Annotated in this window: 16 protein-coding genes; 15 read left to right on the top strand and 1 reads right to left on the bottom strand. The window is 68.6% G+C overall.

From position 1 onward, the window contains the following. Positions 1-80 precede the first annotated feature (80 nt). From AB0M14_RS33355 to AB0M14_RS33295, 13 genes are all read left to right on the top strand, one after another. Positions 81-392 carry a PE domain-containing protein gene (locus tag AB0M14_RS33355; RefSeq protein ID WP_365002569.1) on the top strand — a complete coding sequence of 104 codons (312 nt, stop codon included), beginning with the start codon at positions 81-83 and terminating at the stop codon, positions 390-392. Between the two features lie 9 nt (positions 393-401). Further along, a complete protein-coding gene (locus AB0M14_RS33350) occupies positions 402-1,553 on the top strand; it encodes a PPE domain-containing protein (protein ID WP_365002566.1) in 1,152 nt (383 codons plus the stop codon). A 52-nt stretch (positions 1,554-1,605) separates the two neighbouring features. Beyond that, on the top strand, positions 1,606-1,986 hold the full coding sequence (locus tag AB0M14_RS33345) for a hypothetical protein (RefSeq protein ID WP_365002563.1): 381 nt from the start codon (positions 1,606-1,608) through the stop codon (positions 1,984-1,986). 26 nt (positions 1,987-2,012) lie between these two features. Then, positions 2,013-2,318, top strand: coding sequence for a WXG100 family type VII secretion target (locus AB0M14_RS33340; RefSeq protein WP_365002560.1), 306 nt, complete (start codon positions 2,013-2,015; stop codon positions 2,316-2,318). 29 nt (positions 2,319-2,347) lie between these two features. Then, positions 2,348-3,187: an ESX secretion-associated protein EspG gene (locus AB0M14_RS33335; RefSeq protein ID WP_365002556.1), complete on the top strand. Its 840-nt coding sequence runs from the start codon at positions 2,348-2,350 to the stop codon at positions 3,185-3,187. Positions 3,188-3,213: 26 nt separating this feature from the next. Continuing rightward, complete coding sequence (locus AB0M14_RS33330; protein WP_365002553.1) at positions 3,214-4,497, top strand: MinD/ParA family protein; 1,284 nt, start codon at positions 3,214-3,216, stop codon at positions 4,495-4,497. Next, positions 4,494-5,987: a type VII secretion integral membrane protein EccD gene (gene eccD, locus AB0M14_RS33325; RefSeq protein ID WP_365002550.1), complete on the top strand. Its 1,494-nt coding sequence runs from the start codon at positions 4,494-4,496 to the stop codon at positions 5,985-5,987. The genes AB0M14_RS33330 and eccD overlap by 4 nt, the downstream gene beginning before the upstream one ends. Beyond that, on the top strand, positions 5,987-7,348 hold the full coding sequence (gene mycP, locus AB0M14_RS33320; protein ID WP_365002547.1) for a type VII secretion-associated serine protease mycosin: 1,362 nt from the start codon (positions 5,987-5,989) through the stop codon (positions 7,346-7,348). Before eccD ends, mycP begins: the two co-directional genes overlap by 1 nt. Continuing rightward, a complete protein-coding gene (gene eccE, locus AB0M14_RS33315) occupies positions 7,345-9,000 on the top strand; it encodes a type VII secretion protein EccE (protein WP_365002544.1) in 1,656 nt (551 codons plus the stop codon). The genes mycP and eccE overlap by 4 nt, the downstream gene beginning before the upstream one ends. 25 nt (positions 9,001-9,025) lie before the next feature. Next, positions 9,026-9,376: a helix-turn-helix transcriptional regulator gene (locus tag AB0M14_RS33310; protein ID WP_365002541.1), complete on the top strand. Its 351-nt coding sequence runs from the start codon at positions 9,026-9,028 to the stop codon at positions 9,374-9,376. 80 nt (positions 9,377-9,456) lie between these two features. Then, positions 9,457-10,401 carry a hypothetical protein gene (locus AB0M14_RS33305; protein WP_365002538.1) on the top strand — a complete coding sequence of 315 codons (945 nt, stop codon included), beginning with the start codon at positions 9,457-9,459 and terminating at the stop codon, positions 10,399-10,401. Between the two features lies 1 nt (position 10,402). Then, positions 10,403-11,074 carry a hypothetical protein gene (locus AB0M14_RS33300; protein ID WP_365002535.1) on the top strand — a complete coding sequence of 224 codons (672 nt, stop codon included), beginning with the start codon at positions 10,403-10,405 and terminating at the stop codon, positions 11,072-11,074. Then, a complete protein-coding gene (locus AB0M14_RS33295; protein WP_365002532.1) occupies positions 11,071-16,014 on the top strand; it encodes an NAD-glutamate dehydrogenase in 4,944 nt (1,647 codons plus the stop codon). The genes AB0M14_RS33300 and AB0M14_RS33295 overlap by 4 nt, the downstream gene beginning before the upstream one ends. A gap of 4 nt (positions 16,015-16,018) precedes the next feature. Here the strand turns inward: AB0M14_RS33295 and AB0M14_RS33290 are convergent, their stop codons facing one another. After that, positions 16,019-17,038, bottom strand: coding sequence for an SPFH domain-containing protein (locus AB0M14_RS33290; RefSeq protein WP_365002529.1), 1,020 nt, complete (start codon positions 17,036-17,038; stop codon positions 16,019-16,021). A gap of 148 nt (positions 17,039-17,186) precedes the next feature. Here AB0M14_RS33290 and AB0M14_RS33285 point away from each other — a divergent pair, with 148 nt between their 5' ends. Together AB0M14_RS33285 and AB0M14_RS33280 are read left to right on the top strand one after the other, a co-directional pair. Continuing rightward, positions 17,187-18,638, top strand: a complete 1,452-nt coding sequence (locus AB0M14_RS33285) for an amino acid permease (protein WP_365002526.1) — start codon at positions 17,187-17,189, stop codon at positions 18,636-18,638. Between the two features lie 96 nt (positions 18,639-18,734). Then, entirely contained in the window at positions 18,735-20,981 is a 2,247-nt protein-coding gene (locus AB0M14_RS33280; RefSeq protein ID WP_365002523.1) for a tetratricopeptide repeat protein, read from the top strand. Positions 20,982-20,990: the final 9 nt, after the last annotated feature.

Below are 20,990 nucleotides of genomic sequence, written 5' to 3'. Positions count from 1 at the left end.
GCCTTCCCGGTATTGGGAATGGCCTACCGTTTCGATCAGGACCGGTCGTGACGATCGGAGTCTGTGAAAGGAGTGGGTCAATGCTCGTCGAGGCTGTCACAGAACAATTTCCGGTGACCAGTGCGCAACTGGCCACCGACCAGGCAGGGATGGCGGCGGGTTCTGCCTGCGCCGCACCGGCGCTGGCGCCGATTCCAGCGGGGTTAGACGAAGTGAGCGCAATCGCGAGTTCGATGTTCACCGAATTCGGCGCTCTGGTTCTCGCGGCTATCGCGGACGCAGGTGTCAAACAGGAGTGCGGGGACGCGGCCTTGGCTGTGGCGGGCGCCGCCTACCGAGCTACGGACGTCGCGGGTGGCGCGATGGTCGCCGCCCATCCCGTATCTGTGTAGGAACCAGCGATGTACTGGATTTGGGCGGCTCGGCCCCCCGAGGTCAATTCCTTCCTTCTGAGTTTCGGGCCGGGCCCCGCACCGATGCTCGCCACCGCGACCGCGTATCGAGCCCTCGCCGACGGCCTGCGGACCTGCGCGGCGGCGCGGCAAGCGCACATGGGGGAATTGCTCACGACCTGGCACGGACCGACCGCCAGTATGGCGCAGAAGGCGTTCACGACGCACACACTGGGACTGCTCGAGCTGGCCGCGGTGGCCGATGTGGCCTGCGCGAAGGCGACGGCGCAGGCCGCGGCGAATGCCACCGCCCGCGCCACGATGCCACAATTGCCGGCGATTGTGCTGAATCGCGCTGTCACAGTAGGCCTGATCGCGACCAACAGCATGTCCCAGAACACGGCTGCCATCGCCGTGAACGAGACCATTTACGGGGTCATGTGGACGCAGGCGGCTATGTCGATGACCACCTACTTCGCCCAAACTATCCCCAATGTGATGCTTCCACCGCCGACCGTGGCGCCGCCCATCACCGGCGGAGGTTTTCTCTCGCAGGAGGCTTCGCGGATGCCGGGGTCGGCCCAGCTGGGCGGTGGAATGGCCGACGGCACCGCTCCTCCGTCCAATCCCGGAACTGGACCTGGAACTGGGGCAACGGATCCGGTCGCCTCCGGCCTCGGGCCAGAAGGCGCACCGCTCACGTCCCCGGCGGATCAGCTGGCGGCGGCCGATCAGTCGATGCATCCGAGGCACGCCGAGCTCCCCGAAGGCATGCCGAGGGAGACCGGATTCCTCGGCACCTCGCCGAGTTCTGCGACCCTGGCCGGACTGCAAGGGGGCATGGGCAGCGCGGTTGTGCTCGGTATGCTGCGCGGTGGCGTGGGAGCTGTGTCCAGTGCTGCCGCCGGCCTCCGGATGCCGCCGAACTGGACTGTCGGTACCACTTTCGGTGCGCCACAGGCGAATACGGCCGCGCCATTGATGCAGAACGCCGCACCGCGCGGGGCTAGTGCACCCGGCGCTCAGCAGCGCCGCCGCTACACCGAGGACCAGAAGAGTGCGGTTTTCGCGCCTTCGGCCGGACAGGAAGTCTCGACACTCGAGCCCGTGCCAGCAGTCGGTGTCATCGACTTCGCCGACGACGAGCGAGTAGCTGTCTGAACGTACGCGGCGCCCTGCCGTGGACGAAAAGTCAAAGAAAGGATTTTCTACCATGACCAGTCCCAATAGTGGGGTGATCTCGGATGAGGTGCGCCTGCAGAATACGGCGAACAACACCGCCGCGTGCCTCGGCGAATTGGAGAGTCATTTGAAAGCACTGTCGTTCGTGCAGGACGAGTTGCGCGTCGCGGTGGTGAGCCAAGGGGCCGGCCACGCGATTTACAACGCACTGGGACAGGCGCACGCGGCTGGTCGGCCGCTGGCCACGGTGTTGCAGCACCTCTCCGATCAGCTCAAGAAGACCGGGTACTCGGTCAATATCGAGGACTTGGAGGGTGCAGCAAAAGTCAACGCCGCACTTGGTGGAGACGGTGTCGTCGATGCCGGCGGGTGGTCGACCGCAGACACGGCCAAGGTGCAGACCAACTGGTGATCGGCACCCTACAGAATGGAGAAGCAATGTCCAGCGTCGTCAAATACAATTTTGTAGCAATTGAGGCGAGTGGCGCTCGGCTGCAAGTGATTGTGAATGGAATGCAGTCGAATTCCGCCAACATCCATCAGCTAAAGACCGAATTGCTCGCCTCAGCGGATGCGTTCACCGGTCAGGCCGCCGAAGCATATAACGAGATCGCGTCGCGATTGGACACGCAGTTGAGGCAGTACGACGAGACGTTGGCACGGCTGCGCAGCGCCATCGTAGACGCTGGCAAGCTCATGGAAGTTACGGATACCAATAACCGGAATCTGTTCTTCTCTACGTAGAGTCCGGTTTGTGACCACACGGGAGCGATGTGAACTCGGATCCGACGGCTGTCGATCTCAACGTCGATGCGGCGTTGGTCCTGCAATCGATCGTCGGAATCGACAGCTACCCTTCGGTACTCGCGCTCATGCCGAACATCGACAACGAGGAAGACCGGCAACGGGTGCACGAGGTTGTACTCGGCGAGCTCGCTGTTGCGGGCATCGTCGAGGACAAGCGAGTGCACCCCGCGGTGGCGGGATGGCTTCGGTGTCTGGAGCGGCCGGATGCCGAACTGGCAGTCCGTGTTTCGGAGCTGAGTCAGGTAGGCGGACTGCGCGCGATGTTGCGGCTGTCGCTCGTGCGCGCGGGCCGGACCCACGTGCTGGCCGCGCGTTGCGACGACCACCTGGTCGTGCAGTCGATCGATATCGCGGAGGGGCAGCTGAATCCGCTGACCACGGCGCTGCTGGCGGCGCTCGGCGGACGAGACGGTCTGACTTTCGAGCCGCTCACCGCCACCCTGCCGGAGTTCGAGAAGGTCCCGGCGGATCCGGGGCAACGCGAGGCGGCCCTGCGGGACCTTGGTGCGGGACGTGCTACGGCATCCGTACTGACCCGGGCGATGGATTCGATCATCCGCCGCGCGGAGATCGTGCTGCTCGAACACCACGACGGTGTCACCCCGGAACCGAATCTCTGTGTGAGCGTGCTGGATACACCGGACGGGCGGATCGTGGTGACGCCGCGGGTCGCCGCGGACGGCGAGACCTGGTCCACCTATGCGCCGGGTGACGAGGCCACTTTGCGGGCGAGTCTGGCGGCGCTGATCGAGCTGTTGCCGAGCGGCAGTTGGTTCGACTCGACGCGGACGCCGTCGACTCTGTGAAATCTGGTGGCGAGAGGCCTGAAAACGTGAACGAGAAATTGGCGAGTGGCTACGACGCGTTCTTCGAATCGGAGGACGAGGAGGTCGCGGGATCAGGTCCGTATCGCTATGTGAACCTGGATGACAACGCGACCGCCCCGCGGCAGATCGTGGAGTCCGAGCCGGTCGTGGCGGACGGACCGTCAGCCGCCGACGCCCCATCTGCGGAGGTATCCGGCCGTCGCTACCGGTGGCGTCGCGAGCCCGATGTGGTTGTCGCACAAGAGGTTCCGGAGTCGAGTGGCACGCTCGCCATGCTCCCGGCCCGGCCACGACCGGCCGGTCCACCGCGCGCCGAACTCACGCGGGTGCTGGACTCGCCGGAGTTGCCGGCCGAGGTCGGCTCGGGGGGCGGTGCGGCATTGCGCTCGACCACCGGGGTGCGTGGTGCGCTGAACCGGGTCGGGTTCCGGATCGGGCTCTCGCCGGCCGAGCAGGCGGCCGAGCAGCGGCGCGAACGGATCCGCCGGCAGCTGATCAATCCCTACCAGGTCGCGGTGCTGAGCGTGAAAGGTGGTGTGGGCCGCACGACTACGGTCGCGGCGCTCGGCTCGGTATTCGCGGCCATCCGTCCGGACCGAGTGATCGCCGTCGATGCCAGCCCGCACTTCGGCGATCTCGCCACCCGGACTCGGCGGCACCCGTACGGGCTGTCGCTGCGTGATCTGGCGCGGGCGACCCGGCTGGACTCGTTCTCCGCAGTGCAAGCTTATGTTTCGGTGAACCGATCGGATCTCGCGACCATCGGTTCGGTCTGGACCACGGCGACCGATACGGCGCTCACCGGTGCGGAATACGTTGTCGGCACCGATATCCTGCGCAAGCACTACAGCCTGATCCTGGTGGATTGCGGTGTGGGCGTAATGGATTCGGCTACACGTTCGGTGCTGCTCGGCAGTGACTCCGTCATCGTGGTCACCCCGGCGACGGTCGGCGGTGTGAACGGTGCTCTTGCGACCCTGCACTGGCTGGGCGCGCATGGGCTCGGTGAGCTCGCCGCGAGATCGGTTGTCGCGATCGTGCAGCAGCCGTCGCGCAAGCCCCAGGTCGACATGTCGGTCGTCGAGGGCCTTTTCGAGGCTGCGCAGCGGCCTACGCTGAGCGTGCCGTACGACGCGCATCTGGCCGAGGGCGGACCGATCGATCTGCGGTTGCTCGGCGAGGGTACCCGTGTGGCGCTGGAGGAGCTGGCCGCTGTTGTCTCCGAGGACTTTCCGGGGTTCGTCGTGGGCCGCGCCGACGGCTTCACCGAGAACGGGCGGTGGCGGTGAGCGCCCCGGCCGCCGCACCGGCCGCGCCCACCGCGGAGGTCGAGCGGGTGCGGGTGGCGGTGATGGTGGCCGCCTATCAGGTGGACGTGGTGATCCCGACCAGGTTCACCGTCGAGACCTACATCGACGATCTGGTGGCCGTGCTGGCCGAGGCCATCGCCGACGAGAGCGTCGATTTCGTTCCCGCGCAGGGGCAATGGAGCCTGGCCCGGCCCGGGCAGCTGCCGATACCGCGCTGGCGCAGCCTGGCCGATCACGGCATCGCCGATGGCGCGGTGCTCGCCCTGTCGGCGGTCGAGTCGGCGGAGATTTTCACTCCGGTGGTCGAGGACATCACCGACGCCCTCGCGTTGATCAACGAGCGCGAGTTCGCCGAATTCGATGCGCCCACTTCGCGAGTGGTCGGGCTCGGTGTGCTCGGCGTCGGGGCGACCGTCATCGCGGCGCTGCTGTGCGCGGGCTGGAGCGCCAGCGGTTCGATCGCCTGGTTCGCGTTACCCGCGCTGCTGCTCGGCGCGAGTTGCTGGGGTGCGGCGCTGGTCGCCTGGACCCGGCAGCAGTCGGCCCTGGCCTGTCTCGGCCTGGCGTTGTCGTCGCTGCCGCTGTTGTTCGCGGGCGCCGCGATGCTCGTGCCGACGCCGGACCGAATCCCCGGCCTGTTCGCTGCCCCGAACAACGCGGCAGGCGCGGTGGCGGTGGCCGTTGCGGCGGCGGCACTGATCCGGCTCACTAGAGTCGGCATCGCGACGTTGATGGCGATGACCATGCTCGGTGTACTGGCCGCGGTAGCCGCAATTGTGCTGGCGTACACGGAGATTCCCGTCGGGAAGGTGGCCGCCGGGGTGGTGCTGGTGGCGGTGATCCTGTTGACGGCGGCGCCGCGGGTCGCGGTGGTGATCGCGCGGATCCGGCCACCGGATCTGCCCGACCCCGGCAGCGACGTCACGCCTGCGACGTTGAACGACATCTTCGACGCCGCCACCGGGCAGGATCCGGAACATCCCGATCCGCGTATGCCGCAGAGCATCGAGAGCCGCGCCCGGCTGGCCGTGACCAGCCTGCGCGGATTGATCGTCGCGATCGCGACCGCGCTGTCCTTCGCGGTGCTTGCCATCTGCGCCGCGTTCCCGGGCGGGATCCGGGAAATCGTGCTGGCCCTCGCGATAGCCGGGATACTCGGCATGCGGGCCCGCTGGTTCCCGGACCGGGTGCAGGCCATCGCACTCATCGCCGCCGCCGTGGTCACCGCCGCCGGATCGGCGTTCGTGACAGCGGCGTCCCATGCCGCGCCACCGGTCTGGTTGCTGATCGCGCTGCTGGTGGCGCTGGCGTCGGCCGGCGGCTGCGTGGCCGCGGTTCGACTGCCGGACAAGCGGCTGTCGCCGGTGACGCGACGGGTCATCGACCTGGTCGAGTACGCCCTGCTCGTCGTCGTGCCGGTGCTCGCCTTCTGGATCATGGGCGTCTACACCGCGATGCGGCAGATTTGATGACGCGGGGGAGAGCCATCGGGCTGGCGCTGACGGTGCTGCTGTTCGCCGCGGCCCCGGCGCCTGCCGCCGCGATCGGCCCACCGGATGTGGTCACCGGGCCGCCGCCGCCGGATCCGGTTGTGGCGCCCGAGTTTCCGATGAAGCAGAACACGCAGTGTCAGACCGCGGGCGTCCTGCCGGCCAGCGACCTCGCCCAGCCGCCGCCCGCGGACCTGGCGCTGCGGCTACGCCAAGCGCGGGCGCTCAGCCGCGGCGCGGGCGTCACGGTCGCGGTCGTCGACACCGGCGTGCACCCGAACCCGCGCCTGCCCAACCTGTCCGGCGGCGGCGACTTCGTCGTGGCCGGTGACGGGCTCACCGATTGCGACGCGCACGGCACCCTGGTCGCCGGAATCATCGGTGCCGCGAGCGATCCCGCCGACGGGTTCGCCGGTGTCGCGCCCGACGCGCGGATCATCGCCATCCGGGCGCATTCCGCCGCGTTCACCGAGGAACGGCCGATCGGTCAGGATCCGGTGGAACGGCTCGCTCTACCGGTCCGCACCCTGGCGCGGGCGATCACCCACGCCGCCTACCTCGGCGCAGGTGTGATCGTGGTGCCGAGCGCGCTGTGCGTGCCGGTCGATCTGCCGGTAGACCAGACGTCGCTGGCGGCCGCGATCGGCTTCGCCGTCTACGATCGCGGCGCCCTGATCGTCGCGGGCGCCGGGGATACCGCGGGATCGGGATCGAGCTGTGCGCAGAATCCGGGTATCGATCCCGCCCACCCGGCCGACCCGCGGAATTGGGCCGGGGTCAAGACGATCGCGGTGCCGGGCTGGTTCGCGCCGGCGGTGCTGACCGTCGGGTTCACCACTGCCGACGGAACGCCGGTACCGGAGTCGCTGAACGGCCCCTGGGTGCTCGCGGCGGCGCCGGGCACCGGCATCGAATCGCTCGGACCGGACGGCGCGGGCCTGGTCAACGGGATCGGCCCCCCGGGGAAGCTGGCGCCGATCGGCGGCCCGGCGTTCGCCGCGGCATACGTCGGCGGGGTGGCGGCGCTGGTGCGTTCGCGGTATCCGAACGAGAACCCGGCCGACATCATCGCCCGCCTGGTGGGCGCAGCGCACGCGCCCGCCCGGCGGATCGACAATGCCGTGGGAGCGGGCGTCATCGATCCGCTTGCGGCACTGAGCTATCGCACGCCACCGGCCGCCCCCGCCGGTCTGTTCCGGGCCGCCGAGCTACCGGTGCCGCCCCCGCGACCGGGTCCGGATACCCGCCCGCGCCGCACGGCACTGATCGTGATCGCGGTGATCGCGGCCCTCGGGCTCTGCGTGGTATTGCCGGGGCGGACCTCGCGGAGGGCGCGGTGAACCGGACCGGCAACACCGAACACGGTGTCGTCGCGGCAACAGTGATCGGTGGCAGCGTCGTGGTGGTCGCACTCTCCGGGCTCACCGTGTGGTGGGTCAGCGCGATCGCCGCCGCCGTGCTGCTGGCCGCCGCGACGGTGAAGATCAACGGGCGCACACTGTTCCGGTGGGGGGCCGATTGGGTCGAGTTCCAGGTGCGCCGGCCCGCGCAGGCGCGCGCCCGGGCCCGGACTCCGCAAGTCGCCGAGGTGACGGTCGCCGCGGGGGTCTGTGGGATCGGCGCGGCGGACGGCGTACTGACCGCGATGATCCAGCTCGCCCCGGATCTGGATCTGCCCACCGTCGTCGGTGACAAGACCGTCTATACCGAGGACACCGTCCCGCTCGCGCTGATCGGCGACCTGCTGGACCAGTTCGGCGTCGATATCGATATCGATATCATCACCACCGGCCGGCGGCTGCGGGCCGGTGGTGGCTACAGCATGCTCTACGACCAGCTGATCGGCGCCCAGCCGGTGGTCGGCGACCGGCTGACCTGGCTGGTGCTGCGCCTGCACCCGGAGCGGAATCTGGCCGTCCTGGCCCGCCGCGGCCCGGTCGCCCGCACGGCTCCCGAAGCGTTGGCGAGTGCGGCGCACCGGATCGCCGGGCGATTCCGGGAGCGCGGCATCGCCGCGCACGCGCTGCCCGCGGTGGCGCTGCGCGACGCCGTGCGGGTGTTACACGAGGGCGTCGAGCTCTCGGCGCTGCGGGAGAAATGGGGCAGCCTGGCGACCGCGGTGCCGGGCCGCTTCGTCACCAGCTACGTCATCGACTGGAATCGGCTGCCTGGCACGGACTTCGACGATTGCTGGACCTGGAACAACGGCCGCACCACGGTGGTGCTCAACTACACCGGTCCCGAAAGCGGGCCACGGGCGCTGGTCCGGTTCATCGGGCCTGCGATGGCCGACGTGCCCGGCTATCTCCGTCTCCTGGGTGGGTGCCAATCCAAGGCGTTGCTCGCCTCGTTGCCGACCGGCGCTTCGATGCCCGCACTGCCTGCCCCGCAGGCCGGAGGCGCACCGGCGGAACTGGTGGCGCGGATGGCCGTGGCCATCGGCCCCAGTGGGCAGATACTCGGCGCGATCAGCGGGCAGCCCCGGCACACCCTGGCGCTACCGCTGTTCGACCCCGCGCCGTATCAACCGCGGCGGCGCGCAGTAGACGTGCACGCGAATTTGCCGGTCGCACAACAGATCATCCTGCGTGCGATGGCGGTCGGCGCGGACGTGGAGGTGCACACGGCCCGGCCGGACCGGTGGCGGCAGCTGGTCGCGGCGGTCGGCGATCCGCAGGCGCTGCGTCTGGCCGACCCGGATCGGCAGGTGGACGGCGGGTCCGCCGCCACGATCGTGGTCTTCGACCATGTGCCGCCGCACAGCTCCGGTGCGCCGACCACCATGACCATCAATGATCCGGGCGGTCCGCGCCGCGCCGCGGCGGACCTGGCGATCGACCAAGTGGGTGCGGCCGCCGTGGACGTGAGCATCCCGATGCGGACCGTGCGGGTCGACCTGATCGAACCGCACGGTGAGACAAGCTATCTCGGCGGCGCACCGCAGGAGAGCCAGGCGCCGCGCGCGGTGGTGCCGCCGGCGGTGCCGAGCTGATGGGACCGATTGTGCTGGAGCGGTAATGTCTGCGGATGTGGTAGCGAATTCAGCGTCGGAGAACGGCGAATTCGGCAGTCGGATCGAGGCCGGGCCGACGCCCCGGCAGACTGCGGCCGCGATCTTCTCGAGGCGGCTGGCAGCCCTGGTAACCGAATCAGTGGTGTCGACCGAGGACGGTTCCACTCGCGGACTGACGCTGTATTCCCTTGCGCAGCATCTGGAATTGGCCTATCCGGATGTGCCGGTTTCACAATCGGGCCTTTATCGGCTGATTCACGGTCAAGCAATTCCGCGTTTGGATCTGATCATCGCGTTGGCACGGGTATTCGACGTGCCTCCGGAATACTTCGTCACTCCGGAGGAAAAGCGCTGAATCGCACTCCAGCAGTGCATTTCCCAGCACGGGGAATGTGACGGCGAAGGGGGCAGGTCCAGGCCGATAGCATCCGGAACATGCCCGAAGAGGATCCCGGCGACAGCGTTCTACGGCATCGGCAAGCGGTCCTCGACGCGCTCCTCTCCGATCCGGAGTTCGACACCGCCTCGGTGCCGAGCCCCGTCGAGCGGACTCGCGGCCCAGGCCCGTCCGCCACCGACCGCATCAACGAACTCCTCAGTGCGCGGGATCCGAGTACCGCCGCGCACCCGTTCTCCGGGGCTTCGGCCGAACTGCCCGCTGCTCGGTTGCAGGGGAGCCCGGAGCCCGACGCCCCGGTCCCGGCGGCGGAATGGCCGGCGGCCCATAGTGCCACCGCGGCTCGCGGGAACAGGTTTCTGGCGCAACTGCGCAAGCCCAGAGTTGCTCTCGCCCTGTTGGCTTTATCGCTCGTGCTCGTCGCCTGGCTGTTGAATTCCAGCGGCGAGGACACCGGGAAGTCCGACCAGGTGCTGGTGATCACGCCGACCCCGCAGGCGCCCGCCCCGTCATCGCCGCCCCCCAGCAGTCCGGTCGTCGAGGCGAGTACGGTCGCGGTCCGCGCCGCCGAATCGCATTGCCCGCCAGGCAGTACCGACGGGATGGACGCGTTCGGCGGCGAACCGGGCAAGGCCTGGTCCTGCGTACGCGCCTACCGAGTCGACGGGCAATTGCTGCGAATCGACTTCGGCGGCAGCTTCACCATCGAAACCATCGGGATCGTCCCCGGCTGGGACCACGTCAACCCAGCCGGCGAGGACCAGTGGACGAAATACCGCACCGTCAGCCGGCTGTCCTATCAATTCGACGACGCCGACGAAACCACCTATACGCAGAAGACCCTCGATCAACGCACCTTGGTCGTCACGAAATTCGATCCGCCGATCAAGGCGTCCGGTGTCGTTGTGACGATCTTGGAATCCAAAGGCCCGCCTTCGATCAATACCACCGCCATTTCCTCGATCGTGATTACGGGGCACTGAAATGTCTGAAAGCACGTGCGAGTACTGCGGGCATCGCAACCCGGCGCCCACGACCAAATGCGGCGACTGCGGCGCTCCGCTGAGCGTGGGTGCCGGCCGGGCAGCGGCGGCCGAGCCGGGCGACTCCGCGGCGCAGCCCGGCGCGGCGCGCGCCGAAGGCCGCAAGCGGCGAATTGGACAGCGCCTGGGGTGGCAGTGGGCCGCCGTGCTCGGCGGCACCGTGCTGACCGTGCTGACCGGTGTGTTCGTGGCGCGCTCGTGTTCGATCGAGCTGGCGCCGCCGGATCTGCTGCCCGGGCACAGCGCGGCAGGTCCGGAGAAACTGCCCGGCCCCCTGCGCGGCGCCGTGTCCTGTGCCCCCCTGAACGTCGAGACCATGCAGAAATGTGTGATCCGAGCGGCGAATCCGCTGCTGGCAGGAGGCATCACCGGTGGTCGCGACCTGACCCTCTACGTGCAGACCGGCGCCGCCGACCAGCTGGCGGCCGCTATCGAACGCTGGCGCGGATCCGGCGCGACGGTGGTCACGGACGGTGCGGTCTTCGCGGCGATCGGCCGCTCGGCCACCTTGCACGTCGCGCACACCGGCAACCGATTGCAGCTGGAAACCGGCACATTCAGCGATCGCAAAGGCGCCCAGGTCTTCCTCGCGCGATCGGGGTTCCTCGGATGACGCACTCACCTCACCTCGGAAAGCACGGTGCCACAGTGGCCACCACCCAGCAGGCCGTCACCTCGCGGCCTTATCACACGGATCGGGCCGGCCTGGCCGCAACGTATCTACGCTGGTTCCAGTCGGATTCGGGATCCAGGAACCGGCCCGAGCGCATCCTGGCCGAGCACCTGAGGCTGGCCGAATTCCGTGCGCACGCGACGGCGAACGTCCGGGTCTACCTGCCCGGTGACGAGCACGGACTCGGCGCGGCGGTGCACATCGTCAACGACGACATGCCGCTGCTGGTCGACACCGTGACGGCCGCACTGCGCTGGCTGGGCGTCGAGGTCGCCGAGGTCGTGCACCCGATCTGCCAGGTGGTGCGCGATCGCACCGGGCGGCTGTGCACCATCGAACCGGGAAACGGCGCTATGCCGGCCCAGGTCACCGGGCGCCACGTCTTCGCCGAGTCCTGGATGCACATCCAGCTGTCCTCCGAGATCAGCTCAGAGCTGGCGGCGGGAATCGAGCAGACACTGCGCACACTGCTGGTCGACCTGCGGCGCGTCACCGAGGACACGCCGCGAATGTCCGCGGCTACGCTGGCCCTGGCGGATCGGCTGAACCTGGCCGCCGAGTGGGCCGCCGATGCCGAACTGCCGGATTGCGCCGACCTGCTGCGCTGGCTCGCCGACGGGCACTTCACGATCCTCGGCTACGGCGAGTACCAGAATCGGCGGTCCGGACCGGCGATCGACGCCGAGTTCGAGCCGTGGCTGGTGCCGGGCACCGGCCTGGGGTTGTTGCGGGACGGCTCCGAAACCGCTTTGCCGATACCGGTTTCGGGTGCGCCGCGCCCGGTGCTGCGGCTGGCCAACGGGACGGCGGCCGGCTTCGTGCCGGGTGTGCCCGACCTCTACTTCGTCAGCGTCGCCGATCTCGGGACCGTGGATCCCGGCCGAGCCGGCGCGACCGGAGACACCACGGCTTTGCTGCAGGGCGAGCACGTTTTCGTGGGGACCTTCACGGTCACCGCGCTGCACGAGGACGTCCTGGACATTCCGGTGGTCGCCGGCCGCGTCCAGCAAGCCATCGAATGGGCCGGATTCGACCTGAGGTCGTTCTCCGGGCAGACGATGCTCGAGGTGCTGCAGGCTTTTCCGCGCCGGGAGCTGTTCTCGAGCGACGCGCGCCGACTGCTCGAAACCGTTTCGGCGGTCATGAATCTGGGCGCGCGCAGGCAGGTCCGGCTGTTCGTGCGGCAGGACGAACGGGCGGTATATTGCCTTGTCTACCTGCCACGGGATCGCTACTCCACCGAATCTCGTAATCGCATGCGGGACATCCTGTTCGCCGAATTCGGCGGTGAGCGGATCAGCTATTCGGCCCGGGCCACGGAATCGGAGCTCGCCGTGGTCTATTTCACCGTGTACCGGTCGCCGCAGGCGGCGCCCGTCGTACTGGCCGAGGTGGACCGGGAGCGGGTCCAGGAGGAGTTGTTCGCCGCCACCCGCACCTGGCCGGATCGGGTAATGTTCGCTGCCGCAGGCAGTTCCACCGAGTTGCGAGCAGCCGTCCGCGATTACGCGGACGCCTTCCCCGCGGGCTACCAGGAGCAGTTCGGGCCGGAGGCCGCGTTGCGTGACGTGCGGCGGCTGGAGGGCCTGGCCGAGGGTGCGATCGGCACCCGGCTGTATCGGCGTGCGGGAGCACGGCCGGGGGAGTGGCGGTTCACGCTCTATAAGGCGGGCCACGGGGTTTCGCTGAGCGAGCTGCTGCCGCTGCTGCACAGCCTGGGCCTCGAGGTGGTCGACGAACAGTCCTACCCGGTGTCGCCGCGCGCGGCCGAGCCGCGCTGGATCTACGACTTCGGCCTGCGAGTTCCCGCCGCGCTGCTGCGCGATTCACTGGATCCGGACATGGAAGCGGCGCTGGATGGCCCGGGCGAGCCGGACTCGGCCGGTGACATCCGCCGGCGACTGCCGGACGCGGTCACCGCCATGTGGTCGGGGCGTGCGGAGGCCGACGGACTCAACGAACTGGTGTTGCGGGCGGGTATGCGGTGGCGCCACATCGTGATGCTGCGCGCCTACGCCCGGTATCTGCGGCAGGCCGGTTTCGCCTATGGCCTGTCGGGCATCACCCGCGTGCTGCTGGCCCACCCCGCCGCGGCCCGGCTGTACGCCGAATTATTCGACGCGCGTTTCGATCCCGACCACCCGCGCCCGGAAGGCGTGGCGCCGGCCGACGAGATCGCCGCCCGGCTACAGCAGATGATCGACGCGGTCCCGGGTCTCGACGCCGACCGGGTCCTGCGCGCCTTCCTCGGCCTGATCCAGGCGACGTTGCGCACCAACTACTTCCGGCGCGGCGCCGGCGGCGCGGCACCGGATTATCTGTCGCTGAAGTTCGATCCGGCATCGATCGCCGAGTTGCCTTGGCCACGACCACGATTCGAGATCTTCGTCTATTCGCCGCGGTTCGAAGGGGTGCACCTGCGCTTCGGGCCGGTCGCGCGCGGCGGCTTGCGCTGGTCGGATCGCCTGGACGATTTCCGTACCGAGATCCTCGGCTTGGTGAAGGCGCAGGCGGTGAAGAACGCCGTCATCGTGCCGGTCGGCGCGAAGGGCGGTTTCGTGGTCAAGAAGCCGCCGGCCGCGGATGGCGTCCCGGACGCCGACCGGCAGGCGTTGCTGGCCGAGGGTGTGCGCTGCTATCGGACCTTCATCTGCGGCCTGCTCGACCTCACCGACAACGTGGACCGGGCGACGGGCGCGGTGCTGCCGCCCGACCTGGTGGTGCGGCACGACGACGCCGATACCTATCTGGTGGTGGCCGCGGACAAGGGCACCGCAGCCTTCTCTGATATCGCCAATGATGTTGCCGCGCAGTATGATTACTGGCTCGGCGATGCCTTCGCCTCCGGTGGGTCGGTGGGTTACGACCACAAGATCATGGGTATCACAGCGCGAGGCGCGTGGGTGAGTGTGCGCCGGCATTTCGGCGAGCTCGACATCGACATCCAGACCGCGGAGTTCACCGTCGCCGGCATCGGTGACATGAGCGGCGACGTGTTCGGTAACGGCATGCTGCTGTCCCGGACCATCCGGCTGGTGGCGGCCTTCGATCACCGCCACATCTTCCTGGACCCGTACCCCGACCCGGAGGACTCCTACGCCGAACGCGAGCGGCTCTTCCGGCTCAGTCGCTCGAGCTGGGCCGATTACGACCGTGCGCTGCTGAGCGACGGCGGCGGCGTCTACGACCGCACGGCGAAATCCGTGCCGATCGGTCCCGAGGTCCGCCTCGCGCTGGGTCTGGACGACGACATCCAGGCGCTGTCGCCCCCGGAGCTGATTCAGGCGATCCTCGTCGCACCGGTCGATCTGCTGTGGAACGGCGGCATCGGCACCTACATCAAGGCCAGTGCCGAGGCGCACGCCGAGGTCGGCGACAAAGCCAACGACGCGGTGCGCGTGGACGCGAACCGGGTGCGCGCCAGGGTGATCGGCGAGGGCGGCAACCTGGGCGTCACCCCGTTCGGACGCATCGAGTTCAGCCGCCGCGGCGGCCGGATCAACACCGACGCCGTGGACAATTCCGCGGGCGTCGACTGCTCCGACCGCGAGGTCAACATCAAGATCCTGCTCGACACAGTGGCCGCGGACGAGGCGCGCACGCCCGGCGAGCGCGGCCGTCTGCTGGCCGGGCTGACCGATGCGGTTGCCGAGTTGGTCTTGCAGGACAATCACGCGCAGAACCGCTGCCTGGGATTGTCGCGGGCCAGTGCGTCCGCGATGGTGAGCGTGCACCGCAGGCTGCTGTGTGAGCTGGAGCAGCGCGGGGTGGTAGACCGGGAACGCGACGCGTTGCCCGCGGACGCGGAACTGGCCCGGCGCACAACCGGACTCAGTTCGCCCGAGCTGGCCACGCTGATGGCTCAGGTGAAGTTGTCGCTCAAAGCCGATCTGCTCACCGGTTCACTGCCCGACAGCCCGGCCTCCGGAGCCGTGCTGCTGCGGTACTTTCCGGGGCCGTTGCGCGATGACTATGCCGACGCGATCTCCCGGCATCCGCTGCGGCGCGAGATCATCGCCACCGCCGCGGCCAACGAGCTGGTCGACGATGGCGGCATCAGCTTCGCGTTCCGGCTCGCCGAAGAGGCGGGAGCCGACGCCGAGGACGCGGTGCGGGCCTTCGGCGCGGCGGTCCGGATCTTCGATCTGCGGCCGCTGTGGGAGCGAATTCGCCAGGCGCCGGTCCCCGCCGCGGTGCGCGGCCGGCTCGAGCTCGAGACGCGGCGGACCCTGGATCGGGTCGCGCGGTGGCTGCTGGCGAATCGGCCGCAGCCGCTGGCCATCGGCGCGGAGGTCGCCCGCTATCGCGAGGGTATTCGCACGCTGGCACTGCGGCGGCAGGCCTGGCTGCCCGCCGCACTGGCCGCGAACATCGAGGCCGAGGCCGAGGCCGAGGCCGGCGCCGCGGGCGCGCCCGCGGACCTGGCGGTCGATGTGTTCGGGCTCATCCACTTGTATCCGATGCTGGACGTGCTCGACATCGCCGATATCCGGGACCGCGATCCCGGCGAGGTCGCCCAGCTCTACTCCGCGCTGAGCACGCGATTCGAGATCGATCGGTTGCTGGCGGCGGTGGCACGACTGGACCGCGGCGATCGGTGGAGCGTACTGGCTCGCCTCGCGATCCGGGAAGATCTCGGTAGTTGCCTGCGCGCCTTGACAATCGGCGTGCTCACTGCGACCGAGCAGGGGGAGGACACCGCCGAGAAGATCGAGTACTGGGCCTCGACGAACCGCTCCCGGATCGCCCGTGTCGACGCCGCGTTGCGCGACATCCTGGCCGCCCAGACCTTGGATCTTGCCGCGTTGTCGGTGGCGGCCAGCCAGGTTCGCGGATTGGTGAGCAGCGCCGATACGGAGGGGACGGCACCGGGCCGCTGATCGGCTAGCCGCCGCTGGTGGGCGCGCCGCATTCGGCACAGAATTTAGCCGCCGCGGGCAACGGGGCGTGACATTTCGCGCAGCCCTGCGGGCCGAGGGGGGAAAGCTGTGTGCCGCAGTGTGAACAGAACCGCGCATCCGCTGGAATCTCCGCCCGGCAGGACGGGCAGCCGGACGTCGGCGCGACCCGCGATGTGCCGTGGCCGGCCGCGTGCAGGCCGAGCGCCGCGCTCAGGAAGCCGCCCTCGCCGCCGCGCGCCATACCATGTCCGGCGCCGAGTGCGAGTTCGCCTGCCGCGTACCGTTGGAAGTCGCCGGTCAGGTGAATGTACCTGACGTCCTTGGCCAGTCGCTTGAGCCGTTCGGCGTCCTCCGGTGCGGGCGTGATGTCAAAGTTGCCCAGTCGCGGTATACGCAGACCGTATTCGTAGAGTGCGACATTCGTCTGCCGAACCACTGCGGATTCGATTTCGGGCAGCCGTGCCGAGAGCCCGAGCAGCGGCCAGTCCCCGTTCGAAACTCCCTGGGTGACAACCACCTTCATGGCCTTGAGTAACAGGTTCGCGCTCCAGGCCTGGACGGCGCCGCCGTCGGCCAGATCGACGGTTCCGGCGCAGGTGGTCACGAACTCGGCCGGATCGCGCACCTGCAGCGCGAACTCGCCGTACACCCGCAGCGTGACCACCTGCTGGCTGACCGGATCGAGCACCTCGGCCAGGTAGCCGCCGAACTTGTGCCCCGAAACCTCGCGCCTGGCAATGAAATACAGCTCGGCGCGGTAGTAGTTGCCGCCGGTGAGCGCATCGATCAACGTGCCGAGCACGGGGAGCTCGTCGGCGTCGACGCGGTGGCGGCCCGGGCCGATGGTCGCCACGACCGCGCCGGTCTTGACGAAAAGCGCCACCTGGTCGGCGTTGACGATCACCCGGGTGTAGCGCCGGATGTTCAGGTCCGGCCACTTGTACACCAAGTGGTTCTTGCGGTCGTCGGGAGCCGCGATGAACTCGCGATCGAACCATGCCATGCGCGCTCCAGGTAGGTCTGACCAGGTCAGCGTACCGATCAGGGCGACGCGCGTATTGCCAAGGCTGAGAACCGATGTCGTTGAACGTGCCGTTGTACAACGGTACGTTGAGCGACGTTATGATTGCTGCCGCCTGAAAGGCCATCCCATGACCGCAGTCCGACCACAGTCCGAGCCATACCCGGCCACGGGCGCTCCGCACGCCGAGGACGAGGGGTATCACAAAGCGCTGCGCCCCCGTCAAGTGCAGATGATGGCTATCGGTGGCGCAATCGGCACCGGCCTGTTCCTCGGTGCGGGCGGACGGCTCGCAGGGGCGGGACCGGGCCTGTTCCTGGTCTACGCGGTCTGCGGGGTGTTCGTCTTTTTCATCCTGCGCGCCCTGGGCGAGTTGGTGCTGCATCGCCCGACCACGGGATCGTTCGTGTCCTACGCGCGCGAGTTCTACGGGGAGAAGCTGGCATTCGGTGCGGGCTGGATGTACTTCTTCCTGTGGTCGATGACCGGGATCGTGGATATCACCGCCATCGCGTCCTACATGCACTACTGGGGGCTGTTCGAGGCGGTACCGCAGTGGCTCATCGCCTTGATCGCGCTGGTGGTGGTCGTGAGCATCAACATGGTGTCGGTTCGATGGTTCGGCGAGCTGGAGTTCTGGGCCGCGTTGATCAAAGTCGTCGCGTTGGTGGCGTTCCTGGTCATCGGCACGATCTTCCTGGCCGGACGCTTCCGGATCGACGGCGCCGCTACCGGACCCGGTGTGCTGGCTGACAACGGCGGCCTGTTCCCGACCGGGGTGCTGCCGCTGGTTCTGGTGACGACCGGCGTGGTATTCGCCTACGGCGCAGTCGAATTGGTCGGGATCGCGGCGGGGGAGACCGAGAATCCGGAGAAGATCATGCCCCGGGCGATCAACTCGGTGATCGCCCGCGTCGCGCTGTTCTATGTCGGATCGCTGGTTCTGCTCGGACTGCTGCTGCCCTACACCGCCTACCGGTCAGGGGAGAGTCCGTTCGTCACCTTCTTCGCCAAGCTGGGGGTAGGCGGCGCCGGTTCGGTCATGAACCTGGTCGTGCTGACCGCGGCGTTCTCCAGTCTCAATGCCGGCCTGTATTCGACCGGGCGCATCCTGCGGTCGATGTCGATGAACGGCAGCGCGCCCGCTGTCGCCGCCCGGATGTCGAAGAGCGGCGTGCCCTACGTGGGGATCCTGGCGACCGGAGCGATCGCGTTGCTCGGGGTCGGGCTCAATGCGGTGGTGCCGGACAAGGCTTTCGAGATCGTGCTGAATATGACCTCGGTCGGGATCATCACGACCTGGGCCGTCATCGTGCTGTGCCAATTGGAGTTGTGGCGGCGATGGCGCAGCGGGGCGATGGAGCGACCGGCGTTTCGATTGATCGGCACTCCGTACACGAGCATCGCCACGCTGGGATTCCTCGGCGTCGTCGTTGTCCTGATGGCGTGCAGTGGTGACGAAGTACAGCGGCTGGCGCTCGGCACGGCCGTGGTGGTCCTGCTGCCCGCGCTCGTCGGTGGGTGGTTCCTCACCCGGAACCGGGTGGCTCGGGTGGCGGCGCTGCGAAGCGTCGATCAGTAGTGCGGCTCTTCCCGATTCTGGGAAGAGCCCCTGGGCACGTCCGCCGTAGCCGAACACAATGGGGCGCGCGAGCAACGCCAGGGTGGAAGGGGGGACATGCCGGAGCAGCCCATGTGGGTGAGCCGCACGTCACCCGGTCCCGGCCTGCCGCCGCGCCGCCCGACGCCGTGGGCCAAGCGGACCTCGCCGGATACCTTCCGGTCCGCTGAACCCGCGGCGAACGGCGTGGCGACCGGATCCGGCCGGACGGCCGGATCCCGGCCCATTGTGCGCAGGCTCGGCGGCGGCTTGGTGCCCGCGCCGCGGGTGCCGTCGGGGGATCCGCGTTCGGTGCTGCTGACCGACCCCGAAGTGCCTGAGCGCAAACGCTTCTGCTGGAAATGCCAGGATCCGGTCGGGCGGCGCGCGGGTGAGGTCACCGGCGTATGTCCGCGCTGCGCGGCGCCGTTCCACTTCCGGCCGCAGTTGCGGCGCGGTGAAGTGGTCGCGGACCAGTACGAGATTCAAGGATGCATCGCGCACGGCGGGCTCGGGTGGATCTATCTAGCCGTCGACCGCAATGTCAGCGATCGCTGGGTGGTGCTCAAGGGCCTGCAGAATCCGCTCGACTTCGAGGCCCACGTCGTCGCGCTCGCCGAACGCCAATTCCTGTCCGAGGTGGCCTGTCCCGGCATCGTCAAGATCTACAACTTCGTCAAGCACGGCAGCACCCGCGACATCGCCGACGGCTACATCGTGATGGAGTACGTCGGCGGCCGCTCGCTCAAGTCGATGCTCGAACACGCCGCACCGGAACGGATTCCGGTCGCCGAAGCGCTCGCCTACCTGATGGAGGTGCTGCCGGCCTTCGACTACCTGCACGCGGCGGGGCTGGCCTACAACGATCTCAAACCCGACAACATGATGGTCAACGACGACGGCATCACCCTGATCGATCTGGGCGCGGTCGCCGCGCTCGACTCCTACGGCAGCATCTACGGAACACCCGGCTACCAGGCTCCGGAGATCACCCGCACCGGTCCGACCGTGGCTTCGGATCTCTATATGGTCGGGCGGACGCTGGCGGTGCTGATCCTGGAACCGCCGGCCGACCGGGCCGACGGCTTTCCCGACCTGGACGGGCAGCCGGTCCTGCGCCGGTATCCGGCGTTGCACCGATTGCTGGTGCGGGCGACCGCGGCCGAACCGGACCGGCGTTTTCCGTCCGCACACGCGATGTACAACCAGCTGGCGGGCGTGCTGCGCGCGGTGCTTGCCGCCGAATCCGGACGGGAACATCCACAGATTTCCATGGAATTCGGCGCGCTGCGGGGCGATTTCGGCATCGACACGCTGATCGGCCCCACCGATGGCATCACCGACGGCCGTACCCGGACCGTGCGCCTGCAAGCCGCGGATGTCGCTGCGGCGCTGCCGGTTCCGCTGATCGACAGCGAGGATCCCAGCGCCGAGCTGCTCGCGGCCCTGTTGCATACCGAACCCCGCCATGCCCTCGATGCGGCAGGTCGTACCCGGGACCGCGTCGACGGCGGAATCATCGGCGCCCCGGAAACTTTCGATCTGGAGTGCGGCCTAGTCGAGGTCCGCGCCGAACTCGATCTCGGGGCCGTCGACACCGCCTTGGCGCGCCTTGCGCGACTGCGCGCCGGGCACGAAAACGACTGGCGGATAGTGTGGTACACGGGTGTTTGCCTGCTTCTCGATCACAACCATCGTGCCGCTTACGAGCAGTTCGACATCGTGCACGCCATGCTGCCGGGGGAGTTGGCGCCGTTGCTGGCGCTGGCGGCGACGGCCGAGCTGGTCTTGGCGGACAGTGATCAGTCAGCCGACGGCGAATTGTGGCGTCGCGCGGCCGGCGGCTACTACCGGTCGGTGTGGCGCACCAATCATGGTGTGGTGAGCGCGGCGTTCGGTTCGGCGCGCTGCCTGGCCGCGGACGGCGACCTGCCCGGCGCGGTCGCGGTGCTCGACGAGGTGCCGCTCGCTTCCCGGCATCACGGGGTAGCCAGCCTGACCGGCTGCCTGCTGCTGATCACCCGCCCCGTCGAGGATCTCCAGGAGGCCGAATTGGCCGCGGCGGCAGGACGATTGGCGGCACTGGCCGACGAGCCGCGCTCATTGCAGATGCGCGTGCTCGTCATCGGCGCGGCGCTGGAGTGGCTGCGGCTGGGCCGGCGTCCGGTCGAGCCGATTCTGTTCGGACACCCGTGTACCGAGCCGGGTCTGGGCAACGCCCTCGAGTCGAGTCTGCGCGCGCTCGCCCGCGGCGCGACGGATCGAATCCACCGCTACCGCCTGGTCGACCTGGCCAACCACGTGCGACCTCGAACCTGGTGGTAATGCTGGACA

Origin of the sequence: Nocardia sp. NPDC051832, assembly GCF_040681285.1 — a bacterium.
In the GTDB taxonomy this organism is placed as follows: domain Bacteria; phylum Actinomycetota; class Actinomycetes; order Mycobacteriales; family Mycobacteriaceae; genus Nocardia.
The sequence above is the reverse complement of the archived record's forward strand: the minus strand, read 5'-3'. Positions and strand labels throughout refer to the sequence as shown.